The organism is Candidatus Tisiphia endosymbiont of Dascillus cervinus (assembly GCF_964026405.1).
GTDB lineage: Bacteria > Pseudomonadota > Alphaproteobacteria > Rickettsiales > Rickettsiaceae > Tisiphia.
On sequence record NZ_OZ032146.1, the window covers coordinates 841,541 to 866,437 of the forward strand.

General features: G+C 31.8%; 19 protein-coding genes and 2 pseudogenes. 12 read left to right on the top strand and 9 right to left on the bottom strand.

The window, feature by feature from the left end; translation table 11 throughout:
• Window positions 1-520 precede the first annotated feature (520 nt).
• Together AAGD19_RS04170 and lgt are read right to left on the bottom strand one after the other, a co-directional pair.
• Window positions 521-1,648, bottom strand: a complete 1,128-nt coding sequence (locus tag AAGD19_RS04170) for a class I SAM-dependent methyltransferase (protein WP_341747259.1) — start codon at window positions 1,646-1,648, stop codon at window positions 521-523.
• The gene (gene lgt, locus AAGD19_RS04175; protein ID WP_341747260.1) at window positions 1,627-2,418 is read right to left on the bottom strand and encodes a prolipoprotein diacylglyceryl transferase; all 792 of its coding nucleotides are present in this window, start codon (window positions 2,416-2,418) and stop codon (window positions 1,627-1,629) included. The genes AAGD19_RS04170 and lgt overlap by 22 nt, the downstream gene beginning before the upstream one ends.
• A gap of 227 nt (window positions 2,419-2,645) precedes the next feature.
• Between lgt and AAGD19_RS04180 the strand changes: the two genes are divergently transcribed.
• Both AAGD19_RS04180 and AAGD19_RS04185 read left to right on the top strand, forming a co-directional pair.
• A complete protein-coding gene (locus tag AAGD19_RS04180) occupies window positions 2,646-3,812 on the top strand; it encodes a mechanosensitive ion channel family protein (protein WP_341747261.1) in 1,167 nt (388 codons plus the stop codon).
• Between the two features lie 16 nt (window positions 3,813-3,828).
• Window positions 3,829-4,538: pseudogene (locus AAGD19_RS04185) on the top strand (class II aldolase/adducin family protein).
• Window positions 4,539-4,625: 87 nt separating this feature from the next.
• On the opposite strand, the gene AAGD19_RS04190 reads toward AAGD19_RS04185, so the two are convergent.
• The 4 genes from AAGD19_RS04190 to miaA all read right to left on the bottom strand — a co-directional run bounded on the left by AAGD19_RS04190 (window position 4,626) and on the right by miaA (window position 8,221).
• A complete protein-coding gene (locus tag AAGD19_RS04190; protein WP_341747262.1) occupies window positions 4,626-5,246 on the bottom strand; it encodes a restriction endonuclease subunit S in 621 nt (206 codons plus the stop codon).
• Between the two features lie 193 nt (window positions 5,247-5,439).
• Window positions 5,440-6,309 carry a class I SAM-dependent DNA methyltransferase gene (locus AAGD19_RS04195; protein ID WP_341747263.1) on the bottom strand — a complete coding sequence of 290 codons (870 nt, stop codon included), beginning with the start codon at window positions 6,307-6,309 and terminating at the stop codon, window positions 5,440-5,442.
• Between the two features lie 129 nt (window positions 6,310-6,438).
• Window positions 6,439-6,987, bottom strand: coding sequence for a hypothetical protein (locus tag AAGD19_RS04200; protein WP_341747264.1), 549 nt, complete (start codon window positions 6,985-6,987; stop codon window positions 6,439-6,441).
• A gap of 319 nt (window positions 6,988-7,306) precedes the next feature.
• The gene (gene miaA / locus AAGD19_RS04205; protein WP_341747265.1) at window positions 7,307-8,221 is read right to left on the bottom strand and encodes a tRNA (adenosine(37)-N6)-dimethylallyltransferase MiaA; all 915 of its coding nucleotides are present in this window, start codon (window positions 8,219-8,221) and stop codon (window positions 7,307-7,309) included.
• Window positions 8,222-8,786: 565 nt separating this feature from the next.
• On the opposite strand from miaA, the gene AAGD19_RS04210 reads away from it, so the two are divergent.
• Complete coding sequence (locus AAGD19_RS04210; protein ID WP_341748458.1) at window positions 8,787-9,080, top strand: transposase; 294 nt, start codon at window positions 8,787-8,789, stop codon at window positions 9,078-9,080.
• 131 nt (window positions 9,081-9,211) lie between these two features.
• On the opposite strand, the gene dnaA is transcribed toward AAGD19_RS04210, so the two are convergent.
• Both dnaA and AAGD19_RS04220 read right to left on the bottom strand, forming a co-directional pair.
• The gene (dnaA, locus tag AAGD19_RS04215) at window positions 9,212-10,621 is read right to left on the bottom strand and encodes a chromosomal replication initiator protein DnaA (RefSeq protein WP_410520796.1); all 1,410 of its coding nucleotides are present in this window, start codon (window positions 10,619-10,621) and stop codon (window positions 9,212-9,214) included.
• Complete coding sequence (locus AAGD19_RS04220; protein WP_341747266.1) at window positions 10,606-10,995, bottom strand: rhodanese-like domain-containing protein; 390 nt, start codon at window positions 10,993-10,995, stop codon at window positions 10,606-10,608. Before AAGD19_RS04220 ends, dnaA begins: the two co-directional genes overlap by 16 nt.
• A 153-nt stretch (window positions 10,996-11,148) precedes the next feature.
• Between AAGD19_RS04220 and AAGD19_RS04225 the strand changes: the two genes are divergently transcribed.
• The 9 genes and pseudogenes from AAGD19_RS04225 (at window position 11,149) to AAGD19_RS04265 (ending at window position 24,070) form a co-directional block, all read left to right on the top strand.
• On the top strand, window positions 11,149-11,418 hold the full coding sequence (locus AAGD19_RS04225; RefSeq protein WP_341747267.1) for a succinate dehydrogenase assembly factor 2: 270 nt from the start codon (window positions 11,149-11,151) through the stop codon (window positions 11,416-11,418).
• A gap of 12 nt (window positions 11,419-11,430) precedes the next feature.
• Window positions 11,431-14,824, top strand: a pseudogene (gene mfd / locus AAGD19_RS04230) (transcription-repair coupling factor).
• Between the two features lie 36 nt (window positions 14,825-14,860).
• The gene (gene radA, locus AAGD19_RS04235; protein WP_341747268.1) at window positions 14,861-16,198 is read left to right on the top strand and encodes a DNA repair protein RadA; all 1,338 of its coding nucleotides are present in this window, start codon (window positions 14,861-14,863) and stop codon (window positions 16,196-16,198) included.
• A 988-nt stretch (window positions 16,199-17,186) separates the two neighbouring features.
• Window positions 17,187-18,047, top strand: coding sequence for a ribonuclease D (locus AAGD19_RS04240; protein ID WP_341748460.1), 861 nt, complete (start codon window positions 17,187-17,189; stop codon window positions 18,045-18,047).
• A 91-nt stretch (window positions 18,048-18,138) separates the two neighbouring features.
• Window positions 18,139-19,068, top strand: coding sequence for an AEC family transporter (locus tag AAGD19_RS04245; protein WP_341747269.1), 930 nt, complete (start codon window positions 18,139-18,141; stop codon window positions 19,066-19,068).
• Between the two features lie 332 nt (window positions 19,069-19,400).
• Window positions 19,401-20,264, top strand: a complete 864-nt coding sequence (locus AAGD19_RS04250; protein ID WP_341748461.1) for an alpha/beta hydrolase — start codon at window positions 19,401-19,403, stop codon at window positions 20,262-20,264.
• 14 nt (window positions 20,265-20,278) lie between these two features.
• Window positions 20,279-21,208 (top strand): thioredoxin-disulfide reductase, encoded by a 930-nt coding sequence (gene trxB, locus AAGD19_RS04255; protein WP_341747270.1) that lies wholly within the window; start codon window positions 20,279-20,281, stop codon window positions 21,206-21,208.
• Between the two features lie 9 nt (window positions 21,209-21,217).
• Window positions 21,218-22,699 (top strand): replicative DNA helicase, encoded by a 1,482-nt coding sequence (locus tag AAGD19_RS04260; RefSeq protein ID WP_341747271.1) that lies wholly within the window; start codon window positions 21,218-21,220, stop codon window positions 22,697-22,699.
• A 273-nt stretch (window positions 22,700-22,972) separates the two neighbouring features.
• Entirely contained in the window at window positions 22,973-24,070 is a 1,098-nt protein-coding gene (locus tag AAGD19_RS04265) for a glycoside hydrolase family 3 N-terminal domain-containing protein (protein ID WP_341747272.1), read from the top strand.
• 207 nt (window positions 24,071-24,277) lie between these two features.
• Here AAGD19_RS04265 and pal read toward each other — a convergent pair whose 3' ends face one another.
• The gene (gene pal, locus AAGD19_RS04270) at window positions 24,278-24,742 is read right to left on the bottom strand and encodes a peptidoglycan-associated lipoprotein Pal (RefSeq protein ID WP_341747273.1); all 465 of its coding nucleotides are present in this window, start codon (window positions 24,740-24,742) and stop codon (window positions 24,278-24,280) included.
• Window positions 24,743-24,897 lie beyond the last annotated feature (155 nt).

Consider the following 24,897-nt stretch of genomic DNA (forward strand, 5'->3'; position numbering starts at 1 on the left):
ATGTACGCTGCGTATGTTCGTCCCTCGTTTTCAAATCCAATTCGTAGGATCATTCGAGTATACTGCTATGATTTCAAGAGTTGGCTAGATGATAGTATAACTTCAAGAAACCTCAGCATTCGTAATGGAAGTCAATAAAAAATAGTAACTTAACCCGAGTTGCCAATTAATTATACTGGCAAAAGCTATATTTAACGCTGGTTTCATGTGAGGCTCGATACTAAAACATTTTTAATACAAACATATTTCTAAAAAATATAGTTTTTATTAAGTGTTTTAATGTTACAAATTAACTTCAAATGTTCATAAAACCTAGCTCTGCTCTTATAAATTAATTGGCAACTCGGGTTAACTTAACATAAATTTTCATTCCAACTTCGGATTAATAAAATTAATCCGAAATTGAGGTGATTAAATAATTTCTTACTGTATACTCGGTGAACTTCAAGAATTGGCGTCGTCGTGTCAAAATCTGTGCTGCTCCGTTACTCATGTACGCCTAGCAGATCGACTTTGACACTCATAGCTCTTCTTGAAGTTGACCTTCGTCTACCCAACTCTTGAAATCACAGCAGTATACAAGGCACAATACTTTAAACAATAGTCCCATTTTATTGAGAGCGATTAGCCTATCAACTTGTTTTGCTATTATATTTGCTTCTATAGTAGGTAATTTACTTTGTAAAAGTTGACTTCGTAATAATATACCATTACTAATTAAAAAATCACGTTGAGTTATTGAGCCATGAACATTTATTCCTATATTTTTTCCTACTGTTTTTAGGGCATAAAAGTCAACCTGTGCTGATAAATCAGCTTCCCCTAAAGTTTCAAGCAGAGGATAATATTTATGATTTTTTATTGCTTGTAAAGTAGGATTATATTGATTACGTGTCCTTTTTATTGGATCTATATCATAACCATAATCGATAACCAAGCTCGCCCCACCAAATTTCATGATATGCTTGCTGATAAATTTTATGATTTCTAATGATTTGGGTGATTCTTCTATTACTGCTCCATCATGTGCATTTAAGTGTTCTTGCAGTAGATAGCGTTGCAATTCCTTACTAACTTCTATTTTATCGAATTTAATTTTACCATCGGCTGGGTCAATAATAAGTGTTGATTCATACCAAAGTTCTTTGGTTTTAACATATTGCTTAATTGGCATAGCATCAAAAAATTCGTTAGCTATTATAATAGAAGGAATTTTAGAGATATATTGTACTGCTGTATGGTGTTTGATAGGTAAACCTACCATCTTTAGGTTTGCTTGTTGTTTCTTGATAAAATGGGGATTAATATCAATCAATTCTATTGAGAGAGATTGGTAAAATTCTGGAACTAATTTAGCAACATTGAGCAAATCCCGCATTAATACTCCTTGCCCAGGACCTAACTCAACTAAATTAGTTTTTTGAGGACAACCCATTTTATACCATTGGTCAATAACCCATAAAGCTATCATTTCACCAAAAAGCTGAGAGATTTCTGGAGATGTCGTAAAATCTCCTAAGCAACCTAATTTATTCTGTTTTTGATAATAGGAAGAAGGGGATACAGATGTTACTTGGAGCATCATTTCATCAAGCTTAATACTACCATTCTGTTCAATAAGCTTTCTTATTTTGGAGTTGATTGGCATTTAATTTGTATTATTAAATAAATTCCTACTATTAGCATAGGTAATGATAAAATTTGCCCCATAGTTAAATTATTAAAAATAAATCCTATGTGGAAATCTGGTTCACGAAATATTTCTATAATAATTCGAAATACTGAATATACTATTAAAGATATAGCTAAATTCAAACCATGGATCTTTATAGTTTTGTATTTAAAAGTGGCATAAGCTAGAATTAAGCATAATATAACTCCTTCGAAAAATGTTTCATAAAGTTGGCTGGGGTGTCTTATTTGTAGATCACTATTTGGAAAAATCATTCCCCAAGGCATTGTAGTCACTCTGCCATATAATTCCCCATTAATAAAATTGGTTATTCTACCTAAAAATACACCGATAGAACCAACTGTAGCTAATATATCACATAGCAATAAGAAGTTAATTTTGTACTTATGGCAGAAAAAATAACTAAATATGATTAAGCCAATCATCCCACCATGAAATGACATACCGCCTTCATAAGTCTTGAAAATAAGAATAGGATTAGAAAGATATTTAATCGGATCATATAGTAACACATAGCCCAATCTTCCACCTATTACGATACCAAGAATAGCCCAAGTAACAAAATTTTCTAAGTTTGCAGCAGTAACACCAATTTTAAATTTTTTTATAATTTTATAAGCATAGAACCACCCAGCTAATATACCAAAAACGTAAGCCATGGAATACCAATAAACGCTAAATGGTCCAATAGAGAAAATAACAGGATTGATATTTGGAAAGGTCATACGGTTATTATATACGCAAGCTTTATCGATTGCAAGCAATCGGAGAAGAAACATTAACTACCACTTAAATAGATATTATATTTAGTCAAATATAATATCTTTTATAAAAGATTCATAATAATGCTTAGTGTACATTATAATTATTGTATACTATAAGAATTAGGTAGAAAAATAATTATTCTTATACCAAATTAATGTTATCTATTCTTTAACAAAAAGGTTGTTTTATGACAGTACAATATTTATTAGCTCTTTATCATAAATATGATCAAGAAATTTTAATGTTAATCATTATGATAGCTTCGATCATTCCATTGATTATTTTTATTAAAAAAATAATATTTTCAATGATCAAAAAATATATTGATCAATGGCATCATGATTATGAAAAAATATTTAAAAAATATTCTATATACACCTATTTATTACATACATTACTAGCTTTATACATTATATTCTGGTGCAATATCTTACAACCACCTCCTACTTTATCTTGGATAATTAGCATCAAGAATATTGCGATAATCCTCTATACAGGCGGTTTCGTTACAATGCTAATCTTATCTCTTATCGATGCTTTTGCAGATATTTATCGAAACAGACTAACAATTTCTATCCAATCCTATTTAAGTTTATACACTCAAATATTGAAAATATTTATTATTTCTATTGCTACCATTATAATTATTTCCAGTATTCCAAATGTTTCCCTTAGTGCATTTTTTACTAGCTTAGGAGCAGCAGCAGCGTTGTTAACCTTTCTATTTAAGGATACTGTTGTGGCTTTGATATCAAGCTTACAGCTAATTTCGCAGGATATAATACGAATTGGCGATTTTGTTAGTATTAGCCAGTATAATGTTGAAGGTACTGTAGAGAAAATTACTATTACATCCGTTAAAATTAGGAATAGTGATCAAACTATTTCGACAATACCCACTTCTAGTCTTTTAACAACTAATGTAGTAAACTCGCGAGGTATAAGTGACTCAATGGCAAGAAAAATCCAGGGACCAATCTGTATTGACATAAATACTATTGTATTGCTCTCAACTGTATCTTTTATACAAGAATTGAAAAAATCATCATATTTGACAAAAGAAGCAATGGATAAAGTGAGTTTGGAACAGCTAGGTGACTATGTAACAAATATCAAGATATTTAGATTATATGTAAAAGAATATTTGAGAAATCACCCCATGATATATCAACAAGATTTTACATTTCTAGTACGTCAGCTGCCTGCAACTCCTAATGGCTTACCAATAGAGTTATATGTCTTTACTCATGAAATAAGGAAGGGTATATATGAAGATATTCAATCAGATATTTTTGATCATTTGTTTGCAGTGCTACCTGAATTCAAATTAAAAATATTTCAAAATAGTAATTAACTAAAATGATATAATAATGACTTTAGAGATCAAATCTAATTTAACTTCTGCCTACCAAATTCTTGCAATTTTGGGCTTAGATGATCATACATATACTCATCTATCGGCAAGACCTAAAGGAGCTGATTTTTACTATATTTATCCTTTTGGCTTAAGGTTTGAGGAAGTAACTAGCGATAATTTACTGCAAGTTAGTTTGGATGGAACAGTTTTAGAGGGTAGCGAATATAGTTACAATGAAACCGGCTACGTCACTCACGGTAATATCTATAAAACAAGAGAGGATATTTCATCTATCTTTCATTTGCATACTCCCGCAACTGTTGCTGTATCATCTATGCGAGTAGGATTAATGCCAATAAGTCAGTGGGCACTGCATTTTTATGAAAGACTATCTTATCATGAATATAACTCTCTTATACTTACGTCTAATCACAGTAATAAAATGCTTGATGATCTTGGGAAAAATTATGTTATGTTTCTACGTAATCACGGAATATTAGTATGTGGTAGGACAATACATGAAGCTATGTTTTATACTTATCATTTAGAGCAAGCATGTAAAACCCAATGTTTAGCATGTTCCACAAATCAGGAGTTAATCATACCATCTCAAGAAACTTGTAGAAAATCGGTACAAGATTTATTATCTTTGAAGAAGATTTAGGTAAACGTGACTGGATTGCTTGGCTTAACTTACTTAAGACGGTTTGCGGTAAGCAATAGACTTCTTTCGATGATTTAATTGATCAAATTAAAATTGACAGTAAAGGTATAGTATACTCAAATGATTTGAGTATAGTGTTATTCTCTTTATAGAGAACCACTATAGGGTAATGATTTTACATAGTTTTCCATAAATTCCCAATCTAGTGTTCCCTGTCGTGTTGTTGGTAATTTAACTCTTGCACTATTGACAATATTCTTCCCATATTTTCTACCAAAAGAATATCTGTATCTTTCCAGATCAAGCACAGTTACTAAAAACATGGCATTATACTTATTTAATTTCTGATTATAACCTAAGGTTAATGTCGTGGAACCAATAAAATCAAATGGTTGGTAACTTGTGTATCCAATCGAACCCTGTCCATCGCCTATAAATACTATACTATTGCCTTTGGAGATTAGATTATCAACTGTTACAACTTTTTCCATAACACCGTTATTGGTCTTTTTAGCTCCTATGTAAAAAACATCCTCTCCACTAGTTAACAGTACTGAAGCATTACCGCATTTAGCTTTTTCTAAAATTCCAAATATGTCTGAAATGTAGAAATATTGCCAATTTGCAGTTTCTAAACTAATATCCTGATTAGAAGATATACTATCTGTTGCAAGTTGTATATAGTTATTCAGAAATAGGAATCCAACATAATCTTTAATAGTTTTAATAAAGTCATTTTCCGTTAAGTTGGTGTAATCTGTTTCCATATACGCTTCGGCACACCATTCTTGTTCCGCGGTAACATTATTTATTATACTTATACCAGCAACACTCTCTTTATTAATGTATTTTTCTAACCAAAAATCTTTTATATTCTTCCAGCAATCATTCTTGTCAATTCTACCGCTATTTTTTTGTTTTACAAATCCATCATTTTTAAAATAACCAAAAAAAGTTTTTTTATTTTTTTAAATGTGTATAGTGTGCCTTAAGAACTAATATACAACTATTAACGTTGATTGGATGGAATAAATCGTTTGGCATAGAAAAAACCGCCTCTAAACTATGCTTCTCTAGCAATCTTTTTTTAACTTCAATTACTTTACTAGCTTCAGAAACAACCGTGGACATTTGACAAATAGCAACACAAATGCCACCTTTAGTCAAACATTCTAAAGTATTCTCTATGAACTCTAATTGTTCATCAGCGTTTCCATCTTGGTAAGGTGGATTTAAAAAGCCTTTTGTTGGCTTTTGTTCTTTTATTATTTTTTTGTTCTTCTCATCAAAACAACTACCATATAAAATATGACTTTTACCATCTCCTCTCATCATCATATTAGAGCAAGCATGAGAAAACATATCAGCTCTTTTCTCGATGCCAATTAATTGGCTTGATTTTATCTTTTTATGTTTATCTGTATTATTTCCTGCTTTTTTAAGCATGTAATTCATTGCAGCTACTAAAAAACCAGCCGTTCCACAACAAGGATCAAAAACAATATCATCAGTGCTTAATTCTGCGATATCACAAAAGAAATCTGTAATATGGCAGGGGGTTAATACAAGACCAGTTTTTTTGTCACTTCCAGCATATCTTATAAATTGGGTATAAAATTTTCCTAAAATATCAAATTGACTTTCATCAATATGGGGTAAAATATCTTGATTGATAGATAAAATAAAATCCCTCAAAAGGGTGTTTTTCTCATCTTTCTTTGTCTTTTTATTGTAAATTATATCAGAACTAAAATCATTATTGTTTCTAAATTTCGAGTATTCTAAAATTATAATTTGTCTTTTCTCAGAATCTAAATCATTTTGCTTCAAAACACTTTCACAAGCAGATAATAGGGCTTCAGTTAGCTCTTTGTTGGATGTGTAATATTTGTAGCTACTCAAAAAGGGAGCATATTGCAATGCAATTAAAATTGCACTTATTAACGTACATCTTTCGACTTATGGTATAGAATAATTATGCAAAAATGAATTATATTCTATTGCTTTCTTAATAAGCTCTTCTTCTGCAAATGGCTTAGATTGCTGTTTGATAATATTTTCAATCTCTATGGATTTTAGAAAAATATTGTCGAGCATACCCTTATAGGTATAATGTTGTTTTAACCACAAAAAAGTTGAGATTTTTTGCTCTATTTCATTTTGTCCACTAACTGCAATAGCGATTATATTAAAAGCATCTTTTAAATAACAAGTATATAATAAAACACCATCTACAGCATAATCTTTATATAGGTTTCTATTTTTACTTTCATGTTGTGATATGCTTGCCTTGCATTCTATGACAATTAAATTATCCGGATTATTTTTAAAAGATATAATAAATTCTAGACGTCCTGCACCATTACCACTTTTTGAAGAATTTTTTAGTAATTTATCTATTTTGGGATTTATTGATGATTGCTCTTCTATTATAAGGTTATCATCATAATAACCTTTCTCTCGTAATAGATTCCTAACAATATTTTCAGTTATACGTTCATTTAACATAAAAGCCAATAAATTAGACTTCTTTCGAAACTCACTTATGTGCAAGGGTTTGAAGGAGACACTTCACCTTGAACCGTAGCATACTTGAATGTACGTGAGGAGTAGAGTGTCGGTATCATGTACAAATCACCAGCAGAAATAGAGTTTCGAAAGAAGTTATTGAACCACAATACCCTATAGATTCGTTATAGCTAACTCGAATAGATTCCTGATCTAGAACATATAATGGATTAACTATAAAACTCATCCTTCCCGCATGACAATATATCACAAAAATCAACTACACTAATAGATATATGCAAATTATTTGATAAATTTTTTATAAAATCATCGACAAATCAATAATCAACTCTTCAAATTGCTGATTATTAGAATATTGTAGAGTTATCTTGTCTTGTATTTGGTTTTTGAACCAAGTAATTTGCCTTTTTGCGTATTGCCTAGTCTTAATTTGTGCTAGATTTATGGCATTTTGCAAAGTAATTTCATTATTTAAATAACATAATATTTCCCGTAGACCAATGGTTTTTATTGCAGAAGAATATATATCAGGAAAATCTTTTTTAATTTGAGCTACTTCTTCAATTGCTCCTTCATTAAATAATTTTTCTAACCTAGTATTACATGTTTGATAAAGAAATTCCCTCTTTGGATGTAGAAAAATTACCTTAAAATCAAATGCTGGAAGAATAGATTTATTTTGTAAACTTTGGAAAGCAAATATAGATTGCCCGGTTTCCATAAATACTTCATAGGCTCTTATAACCCTTTGAGTGTCGTGTTCATTTAACTTCTGAACAGCTAGGTTATCTAGCTCTTTTAGTTTATAAAAAAACTGGGTCGAACCAATCTTAGAGTGTAGCTCTCTAACATATTGCCTAATTTTAGGAGATATTGATGGTATTTCATTATAACCAAAAAGTAATGAATTAATATATAACCCAGTACCACCAACAATTATTGGTAACTTGCCTCTACTACGAATGTCTGTAATTTTCTCAAGAGCATAATTTATATATTGTATTACCGAAAATTCTTGTTCTATAGATAAAAAATTATAAAGATGATAAGGAATCTCATTACGGTATATTTGTGATGGCGAGGCAGTAATAATGGGAATCTGCCTATATATCTGCATAGAATCACAGTTAACTATCTCAGCATTATATATTTTAGCTAAATAATGTGCCAAATAAGACTTGCCACTAGCGGTAGGTCCACATATAACTAACATCGAGTAAATAATTTCTTTTGTGTAAGTTAGCTTGATCTTTATATATATTACGTTGATCAACTCAAGCTTTTATCAAAGCATTATATTGCAAATCTGTATTCTATCTTTCATTTTCAGACGAAACTCTTACATATTCAACCAATATTCGTAAAACATAATATTTTTTATTCATACATTATACCAAAACGGCAAAGTTTGTCGTATAGTTTTTTTGCCCTTTTTGTATATTTTTTGTTCTCTAACTCAGATGTCTGATAAACACATGTTATATATACTGCTTGTAAATGAAGAGCTAGGCAGTAGCAAAGTCGAGCTGTTAGGTGTACATGAGTAACGGAGCAGCTTCGATCTTTGGTCGCAGGAACACCAATTCTTGAAGTTCACCGAGTATATATATTAATATTCAAAAAAATATTCTATTTCTCTAGCATTTGTTATAAAATTGTATACGAGACACTATCAAAGATAGAAGTTGACGAGAAGTTTTGTTTAATTGTTTACCACTTAGTAAGATTTCGCCATTCAGGTTCTAAAAGTAATATGTGAAGCACTAGAGCTTGGCAATATTACTTTTAGACAGTTAACATCTTTGGTAGGTCTTGCTCCTTTTGCTAGAGAAAGCGGTAGTTATAAAGGTAGAAGAAGTATTTTTGCAGGTAGAGGTAATCTTCGAAGAATTCTTTATATGGCTGCAGTAGCTGCCTTACGATGTAATAAGCGTTTACGTAATTTTTATGACCACTTAATTGCTAAACATAAACCAGCAAAAGTTGCTCTTGTTGCTGTTATGCGTAAATTACTAGCTTTTATGCACTCTATTGTCAAAAATAATTCTTCTTGCAATGAAAATTTATGTTAAGTTATTATTTTCTTATTGACTTCCATTACGGATGCTGAGGTTATAATAGCATAATACCTCGAAATATTAAAGCCAATTCGGGATAAGACTTCTATTATGGGAAACGTGCTTTTCTTTAAGTTCATAGTAATCTAGTTTTGCAGTATTTTCATTAACAGACTAAGTTCCTCACGAAATTCTGTATCAATTTCACATAATTCTTCTACTTTTTTGATAGCATGCATTATTGTAGTATGATCTTTCTTACCAAATTTCTTACCGATATCAGTAAGGCTTTTTGGGGTTAATGTTTTACTTAAATACATAGCTACTTGCCTTGGTCTAGCTATTGAGCGAATACGTCTAGGAGAAGACATATCAGAAAATTTAATATTATAACGATCAGCTACTTTTCTTTGAATATCTTCAATCGTTATAATTCTTTCATTGGAACGTAGTAAGTCACGTAAAATATTTTGGGTATTTTCTAAAGTTATCTCTCTACCAACTAAAGTTGAATGAGCAATAACTTTATTAAGAGCCCCCTCTAACTCTCTGACATTTGACGTTATTTTTGATGCTAAGAATTCTACAACATTTTTAGGTATGTGAATATTCATCTGTTCAAGCTTAGATTCTAATATCCCCAATCTTAGTTCATAAGTAGTACTGTGAACATCTGCAACCAAGCCCCAACCAAGCCTAGACTTAATCCGCTCTTCAATATTATCTAAATCTGACGGTGAACGGTCACATGATATAACCATTTGACGATTATTATCAATCAAAGCATTGAAAGTATGAAAAAACTCTTCTTGAGTACTATCTTTACCAGATATAAATTGAATATCATCGATCATTAGCACGTCAACTGAACGAAATTCTTCTTTAAATGACATAACATCTTTATTACGAAGTGCTTTGATGAATTGATACATAAACTTTTCTGCCGACATGTAAATTACTTTGCGAGTCGGGTTATTATGTCTTATATACCAAGCAATAGCATGCATTAAGTGTGTCTTACCAAGACCAACACCCCCATACAAAAATAAGGGGTTAGATTCAGCTACGGCACTTTCTGATTCAGCAACTGCTCTAGAGGCTGCATATGCTAACTCATTTGGTCCACCAACTACAAAATTTTCAAAAGTAAATCGTAAGTCTAATGCTGAAAAAATGCCTTCGGAATTGAGATCCATTCCTTCTTTTATTGATGGAATTTTTGCTAAATATTCAGGTATATTTGGATTTTGTTCTAGTAATTCTTTAGTAACTATCTCAATTGATTTAATATCTTTGTCATAAGACTGCCAAGATTGCAATATATCACATGCATATTTTGATTTTATCCAATCTCGGATAAAATTTGTTGGTGTAGAAAGTATAACAGTAGTAGTAGAAGCTTCTAGAAAGTTAATCTTACTGAACCAACTTTTATACAAAGACTCACCGTAATGTTTATTAAGATCAGAACACACATGCTGCCAAATATCTCTATAATGAGCTACTTCCTTTTCTACAGTCAATTGATTTTGGTTAGTATTCACAGAACTTGCCATGGTAAATTATTTTGTTTCCAACCAGCTCCATTACCTCCTCCTTCAAAACCATCAACGATGTTGTAGCATTTTGTATAACCTAAACCACCAGCACACAAGACCGCTTCATGAGATCGGGCACCTGAACGACAAAGGAATAATACATTATTTTTATTACTGACTTTCGACATAAACTGGTTGTTAAATTCACGATTTAATGACATATCAGGTAATAAACGCCAGCTAAGAAAAAGTACTTGATATTTATCAAGCTTTGGAATACCTATTTTTTGCCATTCTTCAGTAGTTCTAATATTAACAACAATGGTACACTCATCCATTTCTAGCAACTTATAAGCTTCTAAGGAAGATATATTTTTGATACTTATAGGCATCTGCATTTTTTTGAATATATTAAAATTTATTGAATAAGAACAAGATTTAGACTAATTGAGTATATACTACTTAATATACAGTTTACATTTTATATTTGGTAATTGTCAAACTATCTGAATCATATTATGATATTTTTTTATAAGATTATCAATATGGACTATTTAAAAAAAGCATTCCTAGCTAAAAAATTACTATACCAAAGCAAAAATCGTGGTTGCAAAGAAACCGGGTTAATATTAGGTAAATTTGCTGAACAATTTCTTGCTAATATGGATATAGATAGTTTAACAGATTTTGCTTTAATACTTAATCAAAATGATATAGATATTTATGATTGGATTACCAATAAAATAACTCCTCCTGTTCACTTAAATTCAAAAGTGATGTTACAAATACTTAATTTTGATATTAACCGCCTATAAGCTTAATAAACAATGATACAACAACCTCTACCACTCAGTGCAAAAAGTTTTTTTGCTAATGAGTATTTCTCAAATAAACCAACTAAGAATATTTTACTTATTTTTGCCAGTGAAGATAATGCAATTAATAGCCATAAACAATTATTATTTTTTGCACAAAGCATTAAGACTAGTAATATATTATATTTTCCTAGTTTTGATACTATACCATATGATCGCATTTCGCCCCAGTCTAACATTTTATCAGAAAGAGCTAATGCACTAAGTTATTTAGCAACTAATAATGAAAAAAAATTGGTAGTTACTAATGCGGTGAATTTACTGAGCAAATTACCACCTTCGGAATTCTTAGTTAAGTCTTTTCTGAAATTACATAATAAAATGAAGTTTTCAGCGGGCAAGCTCGCCGAATTCCTAGTACATAATGGTTTTACAAGGAGTAGTAGTAGCATTGATAGTGGTGAATTTTCAGTAAGAGGAGAGATAGTAGATATAATTTTGCCAGGGTATAAGGGCTATCGTATTAATTTTAGTTGGGATCACATAGAGTCAATAAGAGAATTTGATATTGATAGTCAAATTTCTACTAATAGCTGTACGGAGTTAATAATTAATTCTGCCAGTGAGGTAATATTAAATCTAGAAACAATAAAGAATTTTAGAGATAATTATCTAAAAGCTTTTGGTGTTAATTACGTGAATAGCCCTTTATATGAATCAGTAATTGAAGGAAAAAAATTTCAAGGATATGAACATTTATCTCCTTTATTCTATAATTCTTTCAGTAGCTTAATTAATTATTTAGATGACCCTATTATTATTTATGATAATTTGTCGTTACAATCAATTATTGAGCAGGAGAATAATTATACAGATCTTTACAGATCGCGGATTGAGTCTAACAAAATAAAATTAAACACATTCTATCCTGCATTGCCTCCTGAGCAGATTTACTTTACCAGTAAAGAAATACAAACTTTACTAGAACAGGATAAGAATATTTTAATTAGTCCTGAAGATTCATCTTATGCATATTCATTAGAAAAAATTATTGCAACTAGTTTTATTGAGGATAAGACAGTTTTTGATAAGCTATTTGAGATTATAGAGAACAATAATACTAAAATACCAATTATTTTTTGTCAGTCTAAAAGTAATTTGGAAAGACTGAAGAGCTTGATAAATAGCTACTCACGAGAAATATATCGAGATAGACAATCTACAACAGGCAAAAATTGGTGTGATAAATCTTGCATATGTCCAACTTAGTCAAGGATTTTATAGTGATAAATATTTGTTTATTGCAGCTCACGATATTTTAGGAAAAAGTGCGGTAAACGTTCGCCAGCAAGGTGCTAAACGTAAGCTTAAAAACATTCTAATGGAATTAGATAATTTAGGCGAAGGGGAGTTAGTTGTTCATAAGGATCATGGTATTGGTCAATTTCTTAATGTTGAAACACTAGATGTTAAAGGCAAAGCTCATGATTTCCTAAAAATTTTATATGAGAATAATGATAAATTATATATTCCTGTTGAGAATATAGAGCTAATTAAGAAATATGGTAGTAGTGAAGCACAGCTAGCCAAGTTAGGTAGCAGTAGCTGGCAAAGAAGTAAGGCTAAGCTCAAGAATCGTATTACAGAAATTGCCGAGCAATTATTAGCAATAGCCGCTAAGAGGAAATTAACTGTAACTAATCCAATAGAGTTTGATCATGAAGAATATGACAAATTCTGTCAGAGATTTAAATATACCGAAACTGAAGATCAATTAAATGCCATAAATGATATTAGAAAAGATTTTGACTCAGGTATTTTAATGGATAGATTAATTTGTGGTGATGTTGGTTTTGGAAAAACTGAAGTGGCAATAAGGGCAACTTTTATGGTAGCTAAATCAAACTGTGACGCAAACTGTGACGTCTCCCCTCAAGTAGCCATTGTCGTACCAACTACTATTCTAGGTAAGCAGCATTATTTAAGATTTCGTAAAAGATTTAAGGATTTAGGGCTGAATATAGTACAATTATCTAGCCTAGTTACCAATAGTGAGGCTAAAATTGTTAAAGAACAAATCAAAAAGGGTACAGCTAATATAATAATTGGTACACATGCCTTGCTGAGTAAGAATATAGAATTTAGTAACCTCAGATTATTAATAATTGATGAAGAACAACATTTTGGTGTTGCTCAAAAGGAACATTTAAAGAAACTAAGAACTACAATGCATGTTCTATCTCTTTCGGCAACACCAATTCCTCGTACAATGCAGATGTCTATGGTAGGGCTGAAAGACCTTAGTATCATTGCCACACCACCGATTGATAGGCTAGAAGTTCGGACAATAGTTATGCCGTTTGATCCGGTGATTATTAGAGATGCTTTACTTAGAGAACGTTTCCGTGGTGGTAGAAGTTTCTATGTAGTGCCTAGAATTAAGGACATTCCGGATATAGAGAAATACTTACAGGAGGTTGTACCTGAACTAAAGTACAAAGTTGCTCATGGCCAAATGCCAGCTGCCAAAGTAGATGAGATTATGAGTGAATTTTGTGATGGTAAGTTTGACATACTTGTTTCTACCACAATAATTGAGTCAGGTATAGATATTGCCGAAGCTAATACAATGATTATTCATAAATCTGATATGCTTGGTTTGAGTCAGTTATATCAGCTCAGAGGTAGGATAGGACGAAGTAAAGTCAGAGGTTATGCCTATTTAACCTTAGCTAATTATAAGAAAATGACCGCACATTCAATAAAACGGCTAGAAATAATGCAAAGTAGCTGTACTCTTGGTTCTGGTTTTACCATTGCCAGCCATGATATGGATTTACGTGGTTTTGGCAATTTAGTAGGAGAAGAGCAGTCTGGGCAGATTAAAGAAGTAGGAGTGGAGCTTTATCAGGAGATGTTAGATGAACAAATAGCAATTCTTAAGGATGAAGTTATTGAGCAGCCAAAAGCTTTTGTGCCAATAATTAATTTGGGATTACCTGTTTTCATTTCTGACAATTATATTGCAGATTCTGCTCTTAAACTAAGTTTGTACAGAAGAGTTGGAAATTTAATTGATGATGTAGATATTGAAAATTTTAAGGACGAAATGGTTGATCGTTTTGGTCCTATCCCATCAGAATTTAATAATCTACTTAATATAGTAAAAATAAAGCATAAATGCAGTAAGCTTAATATTGAAAATTTAGACTCTGGTGATCGAGGATTTGTTTTAAAATTTTATAAAGAAGCAGATATAGCTGATAAGGTTAGGAATTTTGTTATAAAACATCCTCAGCAAACCAAAATAAAACCGGATACTAAGTTAGTATTTACCAAAACATTGGTAGGAAAAGATATTATAGAGGAAGCGAATAGTCTGTTGGAGCAATTATTGGTTGCATAATATCATATAGGGCGAAAAGGAATTAAAATTAGGAAAGTGAGTAAAATTAAAAAGCAATATATATGTACAAATTGTGGTAATAGTACATCAAAATGGGCGGGACAATGTTTTGATTGTGGCTTATGGGGAGCGATTGAGGAAGAGGTAATTAGTCAAGTACAAGTTAGGTTAGGCAATAAACAACAAATACAAAAGCTTGATGGTGTCGTTGTGGAATCATTACGTACTCCTACGCCTATAAATGAATTAAATAGAGTGTTGGGTGGCGGGTTGGTTTCCTCTTCGGCAATTTTAATTGGTGGTGATCCTGGAATTGGTAAATCAACTTTATTATTACACTTAGTGGCAGGTTCTTTTTGTGATAAAATTAGAATGAATTGCTTATATATAACTGGTGAGGAATCCATTGACCAAATAAAGCTAAGAGCCTTAAGATTAGGTCTTAATAATGAAACAACATCTATCTTAGCTGCCACTAATATCGAAGATATTATCTCAACTATTGATGCTGATAAGAACAATATTGATTTGGTAGTAATCGATTCAATTCAGACAATGGTAACTCGCACACTATCATCACCACCTGGCACTATTTCGCAGATTCGGGCCTGTGCTAATGAATTAGTTAGCTATGCTAAGCAAAATAATATTATTATTTTACTTAGCTGTCATGTGACAAAAGATGGACAATTAGCTGGTCCTAAGTTACTCGAACATCTTGTTGATACCGTACTATATTTTGAAGGTGATCCTAATAGTCATTTTCGTATTTTGCGTTCTATTAAAAATAGATTTGGTGGAATAGGAGAAATCGGTGTTTTTGAGATGACTGCTAGTGGTCTTATGGAAGTCTCTAGTCCTTCCGAGCTATTTCTGATGAAAAGGGATAAAAATGTTAGCGGAACAACAGTATTTGCTGGAATTGAAGGATCTAGACCGTTATTAATTGAGATTCAGGCATTAATTGCCCCTTCCAATATGCCAATGCCAAGACGTTCGGTTGTAGGATGGGATTTAAATAGATTATCAATGATAATAGCTGTACTTAATGTACGGTTTGGTCTTAACTTAACTTCTAAGGAAGTATATTTAAGCGTTGCTGGTGGGCTTAAAATTTCAGAACCAGCTTCAGACTTAGCTGTTGCAGCTGCTTTAATTTCTGCAGCAAATAATAAAGCTGTGCTAGAACATAGTGTTTTTTTTGGAGAAATTGGTTTATCTGGTGAAATAAGAAAAGTCAATGCAGCAGAAATGAGAATAAAAGAAGCAACGAAATTAGGATTCAATAAATTAATTTGCTCCAAACTTGAAAAGTTAAGTAATAACCTAATTTGCCCAATTAGTAATATACAAGAATTGAAAGAGTGGATATAGTTAAAATTCACACTTATGAAATTCTAATAACCCTAATTCGGGATAAGAATTATAATTCTTATCCCGAATTAGCTATGATATAAAGAAAAATGTACTCTTGAAGCGGTTCTGTGAGTACATTTTAACTTTTTTACCGTTCAATAGATGATTTTAATAATTAAAATCATCTATTGAACGCAAATGATATTTTAACAATCAGGTGTAGAACCGCTTCAAACCTGATTGTTTCTATATATACAGCCGAATTTGGGATAACTTGTTATCCCGAATTCGCGTTAATAGTATTATTAGAATCTTATTTGACTATTTTACCTTAGTTCGATGGGAGACATCGGTTTAATAGTTCCGATTATCTGTTTCTTGAAATGTCTTAATTGTTTTTTTAATTGTAGCACTTATGAAACACTTATTTTAAGATGAGTTTTATAAATTAAGGATTCCATCTTTGACAAAGTAGCGTAAAAGTGTTACGCTACTTTTAACCACAAAAAAGCATAGAACCCCAATTTTGGATAAGAATTAGTTAATTCTTATCCAAAATTGGCTTTAATATAAGGAAAAATGCATTCTTAAAGCGGTTAACGCGAATACATTTTAAACCTTTCTAAAGCTAAAAACATGATTTTAAAAGATTAAAATCATGTTTTTAGCAAAATGGATTGCCACGCTCACATACGTTCGCTCGCTAATAGACATATACGTCTATAAAACGTCTATTAGCGAGGAGACCGTAGGTCGACGAAGCAATATATAATTTCACCGAATTTAGGATACTCAAATGATCCTACGAATTGGATTTGAAAATGAATGGTGAGAAGGCGTAGCATACATATAGTATAGTTACACATGCGAATCCATGATATTTTCAAAAAACAATTCTTCAAAACAGAAGAGTATATAAGAATTGACAAATTCTTATCCCAAATTCGCGTATAGAAAAATACCAAGTTTATTATATAGGAGCAATTTAATTACTAATACTTCAAAAATACTTATTATTGATAATCAGAAAGCATTAAATGAATTCTGTAGACAGTTATTGGATTGTAAGACTATAAGTGTTGATACTGAGTTCTTGCGTAAAAATACCTATTTTGCTCAGCTTAGCATAATTCAAATTATGACCAGTAGTTATAAAGTGATAATTGACACTTTGAGCAATTTGGATCTTTCTCCTATTAACGAAATATTTCTGAACGATAAAATTCTTAAAATAGTTCACGCCCCTAGAGAGGATTTTGAGATATTTTATCGTTTATTTAAGAAACTACCAAAAAATGTTTTTGACATACAAATTGCAGCTGGTATTTGTGATTTTGGTAAATATTTGAGTTATTCGGATATATGTAGCAAAATTTGCTTAGTTCACATTGATAAAACTTACCAACGGTCTGATTGGTTAAAGCGTCCAATTAATGCTAATATGTTAAATTATGCTATTAAAGATGTTGAATATTTAGAGCCGATTTACAAGGTATTGCAACAAATAATTCAAGATAATAACTTACAAAACGAATATGACAAGCAAATAAAATCTTTGCTTAATATTGAAAATTATATTATTAATGTACAAAAAGCTTGGCAAAAAGTTAGATTCAATAATCATTCAGAGTCTTTTATTCATAAAATGAAAATTATGGCAGCTTATCGGGAGGAACAAGCCAGTACAATAGATTTACCAAGGAGACATTTTATTTCTGATGAGGAATTAGTACAGATTTGTCAATATTTACCTACCAGTAATAAAGATTTTGAAAATCTTAAATTAAATAGTCGCTATCTTAGTAAACAAAAATATAGAACTCAATTAGCAGATCTGTGTCTTGCTATACAAGAATTAGGTGAATAAAGGTACTTTATTTATGTTAATTGTGGAATAAATTTGCTATTTTCTAAAAGGTTAAGTAAAACAGCATCTGATATCTTTTGGCTTTTAGAGCATGGCAATTTTTACTATAGTTTTTTTTAAAACCATTTCTGTATTACTGAGTGTAGTAATTGGTTTTTTAGCAGGAAGATATTCTAAAGTTGAGAGAGATAGTATAGCTTCTTTGTTATTCTATTTTATATCTCCTATTGTTTTTTTTGCTATTCCCGCCAGTACTACTTTGACTTTATCAGCATTAAGCGTTACTGTAGTTGTTTTTTTCATTGCCACTTCGTTATCAATATTTTCCTACTATTTTTTTGGGCGATATTGGCTTGATCATACACGAAACATTATAGCATTATCTGCAGGTACCGCTAATGGTGGTTATTTTATGCTGCCAATAGCCGCTACTCTCTTTGATGATTATGTTTTAAGCATCTATATGATGGCAGTTATAGGAATAAATATTTTCGAATCATCAGTAGGCTTTTATATTTGTGCTAGGAGCTTTGCTAATAGTAGTGAAAGTATCTTGAAGGTTGTAAAGTTACCAATTTTAAACGGTTTTTTACTTGGTTGTTTATTTAGTTTTGCTGGTTTTACTTTACCTGATTTCCTAGATGATTTTATATATAACATGCGGGGGGCATTTTCTATACTTGGTATGGTTATGGTTGGTTTAGCTCTTTCAGCTTTGCAAAAGTTTGAAATAGACATAAAGTTTACTTTAGCTACTTTCATGGCAAAATTTTTATTCTATCCACTAGGGGTTAACATATTTATTCTTTTGGATAAGTTTGTTTTAGGATGGTATGATGAGAATTATTACAATGCTTTAAGGCTTCTTTCAACTGCTCCTATGGCAGCAAACGTAATTGTCATAGCCAGTTTACAAAAATTCTATCCAGAAAAAGTTGCTACCACAGTATTTCTTTCCCTGCTTTTTGGTGTAGTATATATACCAGTTATGGTAACTATATTTTTAAGTGATTTGAATTAATTATTATAGCTAACCTGATTAACGCGAAATTATAGATTGCTTCGTCGCTAATAGCGTCTGTGAATTTGGTGTAATGCTAGTCAGGTTAGCTATAGCACTAATGATATAAAAAAATGATACAAAAATTTATCCAAGTTGGACCTTATATTAACCCGAGTTGCCAATTAATTATACTGGCAAAAGCTATATTTAACGCTGGTTTCATGTGAGGCTCGATACTAAAACATTTTTAATACAAACATATTTCTAAAAAATATAGTTTTTATTAAGTGTTTTAATGTTACAAATTAACTTCAAATGTTCATAAAACCTAGCTCTGCTCTTATAAATTAATTGGCAACTCGGGTTATATTAATTGGTTAGGCTCACAATATATTCCAGCTCATAAAATAGCTTATCTTGAGTTTGGTGACCCTAATAATGAAAATGTAATAATTTGTACCCATGGTTTAACTAGGAATGCTCATGATTTTGATAAAATCGCTATGGTATTAAGTGATAATTTTCGAGTAATTGCTATAGATTATCCAGGACGTGGGGATAGTGATGTTTTTAAAACGAAAAAGCATTATAATTATCAAGTATATGTAAAAGATACGGTGCTTTTTTTAAAAAAATTAGGTATTAACAACTGTATTTGGCTTGGTACTTCCATGGGTGGAATAATTGGTTATGTGCTAGCTAGTAAATATAAGGAACTTATCAAAGCAATGATTATAAATGATGTAGGACCTTTTATTCCAGCATCTACTCTAGTTAAAATCGGTCAATATGCAGGTCAAACTCCCTCATTTGTTGATTTAGTTAGTGCCAAGCAACATTTAAAGCTAATATATAGCCAATTCGGTATTAGTAGTGAGGAAGATTGGGATCATCTTACCAAATATAGTTTTATAAAAATCCAAGATGGAAAATATAAAATGAATTATGATCCTGCCATAGTACAAGGTATGAATGCTAATGCAAATAAGCCAAAAAATGTTGATATATGGACTATATGGAATAAGATTGTTTGTAAATTGTTGGTTATCCACGGGGCTAAATCAGAAATTTTGCAACAATCTACTATTGAGAAGATGAAAGAAACCAAAGATTTTGATTTGTTCGTTGTTGATTATGCTGGTCATGTACCTTCATTAATGACCGATGATCAGATTAGTTATATAAAATCTTGGGTAAATGCTTTGAAAATATAAAAATTTAGGTTGTTATGAATCGTTCTACTAAAGTACTTATTATAGGGTCAGGTCCTGCTGGACTGAGTGCAGCAATCTATACAGCTAGGGCAGCACTAAAACCAATATTATTGCATGGTATGCAGCCAGGTGGGCAGCTAACTATTACTACAGATGTTGAAAATTATCCAGGTTTTGCAGAGCCTATTCAAGGTCCATGGTTAATGGAACAAATGACGCAACAGGCAAAAAATGTTGGTGCAGAAATTATCTATGATTATGTAGAAAAGGTTGATTTTTCAAAAAAACCCTTAGTGGTAACCACCTCGTCTGGTATAATTAGGGCGGACAGCGTTATAATATGTACCGGTGCAGAAGCAAGGTGGCTGAATATTCCTTCCGAAGCACAATTCAAAGGATATGGTGTTTCAGCTTGTGCTACTTGTGATGGTTTTTTTTTCAAGAATCAGGATGTATTAGTTATTGGTGGGGGGAATAGTGCTGTTGAAGAGGCATTATATTTAACTAATCATGCACGTCAGGTGACTATTGTTCATCGCCGGGATAGTTTTAGAGCCGAGAAGATTTTACAAGAGAGATTATTTAGAAATCCCAAAATATCGGTCATTTGGAATCATAGACTGATTGAGGTCATTGGTACTGATAATCCTAAATCGGTTAATTCAGCCAAGCTTGAAAACACTCAAACAGGGGAGCTTAGTTCAATTAATTGTACTGGTATATTCGTAGCAATTGGTCATATGCCGAATACTGGTTTGTTCAAAGGGCAACTAGATATAGATAGTGATAATTATATTATTACTAAACCAAATTCAACGGAAACCAGTGTTAAAGGTGTTTTCGCTGCTGGAGATGTACAAGATAAAATTTTTAGACAAGCAGTTACCGCTGCTGGTACAGGATGCATGGCGGCTTTGGAAGTAGAAAAGTTTTTAAATCATTAAATTAAAATTATGTCTCGTAGTAAAAAAGTGAGTGATAAAATAGATAAGTCAAGCGGATCAAGTGAGTCAAGTATAATTTTGCCTGTTGCTCGAACTTTGCCAGCAAATGTTCAGGCCGAGCAAATGTTAATAGGAGCAATTTTAGTCAACCATGATTACTTAAATACTGTCTCAGAATTCCTAAGACCAGATCATTTTTTTGAGCCGATACATCAAAAGATTTATAATGCTATTAAAGTTATTACCGAAAAAGGCTTAATTGCTACTCCGGTAACGCTTAGAAGCATGTTAGAACGAGACGAATTATTTCAGCAATTAGGTGGCAGTGACTATCTAAATAAGCTGGCTACTCTGTCAATGATGGTAATTAATCCTCTTGATTATGGAAGAATAATCTATGATTTGGCAGTAAGGCGTAATTTAATTCAGATAGGGGAGGAGGTAGTTAATAATGCTTATGACTCCTCTTTAGAATATGATGCAAGTCAACAAATAGAGCATGCAGAGGGTAAACTCTATAACCTTGCTAGTGAAGGAGTTAATGACAAGAGTTTTGTTAAAATTGCTGTTTCTCTCTCGGAGTCCCTTGCCAATATTAACAGAGCAATGAAGAATTCTAATCATGTAATAGGTATTTCTACAGGATTAATTGATTTAGATAAGGAGTTATCAGGTTTTCATAACTCAGATTTAGTTGTCATTGCTGCACGCCCATCAATGGGGAAAACAGCTTTTGCCATAAATCTTGCGATAAATGCTTGTAATTCTATGAAGTTAAAAAATAAGGAACAAGAAAAAGATAAGTCAGTAGGTTTTTTCTCTCTTGAAATGTCATCTGAGCAGCTTGCTACTCGTATTCTTTCCATGCATACTGAAATTAACTCGTCTTCGCTACGTACAGGTCATGTGACGGAAGAACATTATAATCGATTACGTAGAGAAGTTATAGATCTGTCAAGCCTACCATTTTTTATTGATGATACGCCAGCTTTATCTATTGCAGCTATTCGTACTAGGGCAAGAAAAATGAAGCGTAAACATAACCTTGGTATATTATTTATAGATTATCTGCAGTTAATTAGAGGGATAAATAAATATGATAATAGAGTAAATGAAATTTCAGAAATTACTCAAGGATTGAAAGCTATAGCCAAAGAATTAAATATTCCAGTAATTGCTTTATCACAATTATCTAGAGCTGTAGAACTTAGAGAAGATAAGAGACCAATGTTATCTGACTTGCGAGAATCTGGGTCTATTGAACAAGATGCGGATATAGTGATGTTTATTTATCGAGAAGAATATTATCTAACTCGTAAAGAGCCTTCTTCAGGTAATGAAGAACATGCAAAGTGGCAAAATAATATAAATCAAGTATATAATATTGCGGATATTATAATAGCAAAACATCGTAATGGTCGTGTTGGTAGCGTAAAACTTCACTATGATGGTCAGTATTCAAAATTTAGTAATTTACAGAAAACACTATAGACCCCCATTCGGGATAAGAATTAGTTAATTCTTATCCCGAATGGGCTTTAATATAAGGAAAAATGCATTCTTAAAGCGGCTAACGCGAATGCATTTTAAACTTTTCTAAAGCTAAAAACATGATTTTAATCTTTTAAAATCATGTTTTTAGCAAAATATTAATTTAACAATCAGATGCAGAGCCGTCTCAAATCTGATTGTTTCGATAATTTCACTGAATTTGGATAAGAATTGACAAATTCTTATCCCGAATTCGCGTTATAGGAATAATAAATGCTCAAGAAACCTTTAATATTTGGCATTGCTGGTACTAGTTTGACTGTGCAAGAAAGGGAATTATTTTTAGAAAATCCAATATATGGCTTTATTCTCTTTAAAAGAAATATTGTAGATCGAGAACAGTTACTAAAGTTAGTACAAGATTTAAGAGGCTTATATGACTATAATATATTGATTTTTGTCGATCAGGAGGGGGGCAGGGTTGCAAGGTTGAAGCCACCTATCATAGATCTAGAATATCCCCCTGCTGGTGATTTCGGTAGAATATATGATCAAGAAGGTGCAGAGAATGCATATTTAAAAGTTTTTGCAAATTATTCAAGCCTGATGAAGAGTTTAAAAGAATATAGAATAGACTCGCCATGTTGTCCAGTTGCTGATTTGCGTTACCCTTATACTGATAATGCTATTGGAGATCGTAGCTTTGGAGATTCTGTAGTAAAAGTAGTTGGCTTATGTGCAAAAACAATAGAGGCGATAGAAGGGCAGGGAGGCATTGCCATTATTAAGCATATACCAGGGCATGGTCGAGCTACGTGTGATAGTCATTATAAGTTGCCGCGTGTTACCAGTTCGCTTGCTGAATTAAATAATACAGATTTTGAAGTGTTTAGACAACTATCTAAAAATGCTAAGGCAGGATGGGCTATGACAGCTCACATTGTATTTGAGGCTTTAGATACCAATCTACCAGTAACTTTATCGCCCACTGCTATAAAGTTCATTAGAAATGACATTGGTTTTAAAGGTATGTTAGTTTCAGATGATATTTGTATGCTTGCCCTGCATGGTGAAATTGGAGCTAAATACTCAATAGTTAAAAAACCTCTGACGATTTTTGAAAAGCAGGATTCTACAACTACGATAAGTAATCAAGATTTAGAAAAACTTATTGAATACGGAATTATTAAAGACAAATCCGACCAAACCGGACTAAAAAAATATTTAGTAGAAGAATTCCCAAAACTGAAGGCAGAATTTGTTACAAGTATAGTTGAAGTTGCTAGACAAACTATTGTAGCTGGTTGTGACTTAGTACTACATTGTAGTGGTGATATACAAGAAATGACTGCTGTTTGCAGGGCAGTTTAAAAGTCCCAACTAATGATAGAAAAGTTTGTTTTTTAAAATGCATAAATGTCATTGCGAGAAGCCGCAAAGCGGCGACGTGGCAATCTTGTGAAGGAGACCTTACTTCATGAAGATTGCCACAGCACCTAACGGTGCTTCGCAATGACGATTTTTTAACTTTCAAGAGTTGTAAAAACAACTCTTGAAAAGAGCAAATAGTAGGATACTTTATTTTATAACAGTTACAGCTCTACGGTTCTGTGCCCAAGCTGCTTCGTCACAACCCATAACAGCTGGTTTCTCTTTACCGTAAGAAATAGTATCAAGTCTGTTATTATCAATTCCTAGACCAATCAAGTATTTTCGTACAGATTCTGCTCTTCTTTCACCAAGTGCTAAGTTATACTCTCTTGTGCCTCTTTCATCACAATGTCCTTCAATAGTAGCTTTAGTACAACAATGTTTTTTTAACCAAACGGCTTGTTTATTTAGCTGTTCTTTTGATTTACTTGAAAGATCTGATTTATTGAAAGCAAAAAATATCCTATCACCAACATTTCTTTCGAAATCAGCAGCTAAAGAACTTTCCTCAACACTAGGAGTTACCTCCACTTCCGCCGGTTTTTTTCTATGATGACATCCAGAAAGTACAAATAGTGCTAAAAAAGCTATTGTAGTTTTTTTTATTAGCATAACAAACTCCTTAATTTAAATAAAGCTATTGATCATATTTGCTTAACAGAAAAAATTGTTAAACATCCTACCTGTGTATTATATATTATCATACTGTTACTTAAAAGCCTAAAATAGTTTTAGCATTAAACTCTTGGATAAATGTGGTAAAAATA